The 4450-nt window shown below is 60.2% G+C and carries 2 protein-coding genes; both read right to left on the reverse strand.

Going from position 1 to position 4450, the window contains the following annotated elements; all coding sequences use genetic code 11:
- Positions 1-225 precede the first annotated feature (225 nt).
- Positions 226-2169: a peptidoglycan recognition protein family protein gene (locus tag CJ255_RS21120; protein WP_097646056.1), complete on the reverse strand. Its 1944-nt coding sequence runs from the start codon at positions 2167-2169 to the stop codon at positions 226-228.
- 52 nt (positions 2170-2221) lie between these two features.
- Positions 2222-4204 (reverse strand): GAF domain-containing protein, encoded by a 1983-nt coding sequence (locus CJ255_RS21125; protein WP_165774867.1) that lies wholly within the window; start codon positions 4202-4204, stop codon positions 2222-2224.
- Positions 4205-4450: the final 246 nt, after the last annotated feature.

The raw sequence follows: 4450 nt of genomic DNA on the forward strand, positions 1-4450 counted from the left end.
CTAGACCTGATAGATATGCCAGATCTGCGAGGTCTGGTTAGCGGATTATTTACTGGAAGACCATTAGTCGGCACTACCTACCTGAAACCTTCCCTTAGAAGCTGTCTAAAAAGTTAGTGGGCACGCGCTGGAGTGCCGGCTTTAGCCGGCTGAAGCCGGCACTCCAACGCCAGTTCATGGCCTTTTCAGACAGCCTCTTAGAGATACGTTCGTAGGCACTTTGCGCTAAGCCCCCTTGAGGGCTGCCCGCAGGACTTCAAGAGGCAGACCATCAGCAGCGTCGCTGTCGCTGCCTGCGAGGCTGCTCCAGAGCATGAGGCTGGCGGACGTGAGTGGGTAGCGAGTGGCCAGTTCGCGCAGAAGTTGGCTGAGGGCGTCCAGTTGCTGGCTGGTGTCGCCCGCACTGGCTTCGGGCCAGGTGCTGGGCCGTTCGAGGGCAATGCCGATGCTGGTGAGGTTCAGGTTGAACCAGAGGCCATCGGCGCTGGCCATGCCTGCGTGCCACGCCGCACGGGCCTCGTCTACCAATTGGTAGATGGTGCCATCGAGTCCCACCAGGTAGTGGGTGGTAAAACGGGAACCAACGCTACTCATCTGGTGCAGGGTGAGTTCGCTGTTGCCTGGAACGGCGTGCAAAATCACCTGCTCGATGGCTCGTCCGTTGCGGCTGGTGTGGGCCATGGCGGGCGGGTTGGGCCGCACGATTATCAATTGCTGGCTAAAGGGTGCTGGCGAGGGGCTACTAGCGGACTCATCGGCCCTACGGGCACTGCCCAAGACAACCCCGGCGGCAGTGCGAGTAGCCTGGGGCTTGACGAGGTCGCTCATACGCCGCACGTCGCTCCAGTTGGGCACAAGGTTGTAGAGCGTGTCGAGGGCATAGACTTGCAGGGCGTACCGTGCCCCTCCAACCGCGATCTGGTAGGAAGCCCCCAAAGGCGCACCGATGTTGAGTGTGCGGGCGCGCTGATGAAAGGCCCAATCGGGGCGGTAGGTCTGCCCACTCGCGCGATAGGTGGCGGCCAACAGGGCTTCACGTAGGCGTACATCGTTGGCCGCACTAGCCGTGCTAAGCTGACTCAGCCGTCGCACATCGCTCCAATTGGGCACAAGGTTGTAGAGTGTATCGGTGGCAAAGACCTGATAGGCATACTGCCTGCCGTCCACCGTAAGGTTGGCACTATTGCCAATGGGCGGCCCAAGCCTGTTGAGCAACGCGAACTGGTGGAAGGCCCAATCAGGCCGGAAGGTAGACCCACCGAGTTTGTAGGTCTCGTCAAGCAGGCGGCGACCCAGGCCGGAGGGCGGAATACTGCCTGCCAACAGCTTCGTCAGTGTCCGCACATCGCCCCAATTGGGCACCTCGCAGTAGAGCGTCTCACGGGCAAAGGGCTGAAAATCGTACTGTTTACCCCCATCGGTGACCGTGCGGCTAGGAGCCAGCGGCACGCCAAGATTCTCTTGCACCGCATACTGGTGGAAGGCCCACGCGGGATTGTAGCCCTGTCCACCCGATCTTTGGCGGAAACTCGCTTCACGCAAATGTTCCAACAGCAACTCATCGGCGGGCTGGATCACCCCGGGATCAGGCTGCGGGACTGGCGTGGGCGGCGGCGGCGCACTATTGCCCACATAGGCATTGACACTACTCCAGACCCAATCTTTGGTCACGGCCCAACCGGGGCAACTTTTTTCATTGGTATAATCGCGGTGGAAGGAGATGAGCTTATCGGGTGCAATGCTGAGGCGGCGCGAGAGTTCACCCATAACAGCAAGGGAAAACTCCCAGACCCGCCCGGCGGGGCGCACCGTATCGAAGTAGCCCACCATCTCAAGGCCAATCGAATACCAGCCCTGGGCAACTGAGCCATTGCCAGTGCCAGCGTGGATGCCCACCTGCGACATCGGCGTAGCCAACCAGATCCCATCGGGGCCGACAAAGATATGCGGCCCAGAGCGCCAGCCCTTGCCCGCATAGAAGCGTTGAATACCCCGCATCGTCGTCAAGCCAGCCCACTGCGCCTCAGTGGGGCGATAGGTATGGTGCAGCACCAGGCGGGTTGGCGCAATCCGCCCGAAATTGTAGTTCGCAACATACTGACGCCACTCCTGGGTCGAGAGGCGACGGTTAATGAAGGGCGGCGAACCTTCGGTAGGGAAGTCGGACATAGGGGAGCCTTTCTTGTGTTCTTCTGTTCCTCTGTTCTTCTGTTCTGTTCTCCTACACATCCTCCCCCAACGCATCAACCATGCGCTGAGGGAAACTGACGCGGGCGCGCATCCAGCCAGCGGCATCGTCGCGGAGCAGGTTGAAGCTACCGCCGAGATCGGCTTGGACAAGGGTTTCAATGATTTGCAGGCCAAGGCCACTGCTATGGGGCGGGCGAGGGGGCGGGGGATGGATTGGGCCGTCGTCACGAATCTCGACGGTAACGAGGCCCGCATCGAGGGTGGCTTCAATCTCGACCTTGCCGCCTTCGGCGGCGAGGCCGTGGGCAAGGGCGTTGCTAATCAACTCATTGACCACGAGGGCGAGTACGGTCGCATCACGCGAACCAACGCGCACCTCATCGCCCATAATGGCAAAATGCACCGGCGTTTCGCAGTTGACCAGCGTCGCTTGGGCACTTTCGACCACTTGGCGACAGACGGCATTAACGGTTGTTACGCCCACATCCTCGCGGGAGAGCAGATTGTGGATGGCAGCGATCGACTGAATGCGGGCGGCACTCTCACGCAGCGCCTTAGCCCCTTGGCTACCGGCTTCAACCCGGCGCAGTTGCATCGCCAAGAGGGCCGAGATGGTCTGGAGATTATTCCGCACCCGATGGTGCATCTCTTGCAGCAGGGCCGACTTAACCGCCAGCGCACGCTGGCTCTCATCGTAGAGCCGGGCATTCTCGATGGCGATTGCAGCCTCATCGGCGAAGGTACTGAGCAACCGCACCTGCTCATAATCAAAGAGGTGCGGTTCATGCTTATAGAGGCAGATCCCGCCAATGGTGCGTTCACGCGCACGCAGGGGCATGCAGAAGAGCGAATGGAAACGCTCACGCTCGGCCACCTTGGCCAAATCGGGGAAGCGTGCATCCTGAAAGGCATTCATTACCGCAAGGGGGCGACTATCGCGCACCGTCTGGATGATAAAATCGCGCACCCCATCGCCATTGCCACCGTGGCTCGCCACCAGTTGCAACTGACCATCATCGCCCATCTGAAAGATCGCCGCCCGGTCGGCCTGCGCCAGATCAACCGCCTTTTCGGTAATCAGGGTCAACACATCACGCAGGCCAATCTGTTCAGCAATGATCTTCGAGACCTGCTGAAGGGTCGTAAGTTCACGCACCTTCTGATGGAGCCGCTCATCGGTCTGTTGGTAAAGTTGGGCATTGGCAATAAAGAAGGCCAACTCACCCGCAGCCACTTCCACAAACGAGATCTCTTCCTGCAAAAACTCACGCGGGCCAATCGTCTGCACCGTAATCACGCCCTGGAGCTTATCGGCACTAAACTGGAAGCGTTCGGCGCTAAAGAGGACAATCGGCACCGCGAGCATGGAGCGGAAGAGTTCTTCGCCGAGTTGCGGTTCAACATTGAAGCGCGACTCCTCCCAGACATCACGCACCGCCACCGGCTGGCCCAACTGCGCCGCCCAGCCCGTAACACCGTGGCCCAACTGGGAGACCACTTGGCCAATCGCGGCCCGATTGAGGCCACGGGTGGCCCGCAGCACCAACTCATCGCGGTGTTTATCATAGAGAAAGACCGAGCAGACCTCAACGCCCACCACCTGCGCGACCGTCTCGACCACCGTTTGGAGCGAGGTATCGAGATCAAGGGTTGAATTAGCAGCCGAAATAATCTGGTGCAAGCCATTCAGTTCAGCGGCACGCGCCACCAGGCGCGCCTCCCACTCACGGGTACGCTGCTCCTCTTGGGCGGCACCATAGGCGAGCAGCAATTCACTCACCACCACACCCTGGGCGATGCGAAGGCGCACCGCCAGATGCAGCCCCAACTCAGTGAGCACCTCAGCGGCACCGCCTTGAGCATACCAAAAAGCCCCGATGTGGCGTAGGCGGCGAATACGCGCTTCGGGGCGCTGCTCGGCTTCGAGCTCGTCAAGCAACTCTGCAACGTGCGGCCAGGTCGCATAAAGCGCAGCCACAAGATCGGGTGGCTGGGAGGTAAGCACCTCATACATGCTCATGGTCTGGATTCCTTACGTTGATTATTCTTACTCATTATAGCAGTCCTTGCCGCAATGGGTGTGCTATACTGGTTGCGTTGTGGCGGCTGCGCCGCCCATACGCATGGCGTTACGCCTCCGGCGGGGGGTTGGGGGGAGGCGAAGCCTCCCCCAAAAAAACTCTTTGTTAGCGCGAAAAAGCCTTGGGTTGGCAGGTGACCTAGCGGTGGCTTCGACAAGCTCAGCCACCGCGCCGCTGGC

Source organism: Candidatus Viridilinea mediisalina, from assembly GCF_002532535.1.
GTDB lineage: Bacteria > Chloroflexota > Chloroflexia > Chloroflexales > Chloroflexaceae > Viridilinea > Viridilinea mediisalina.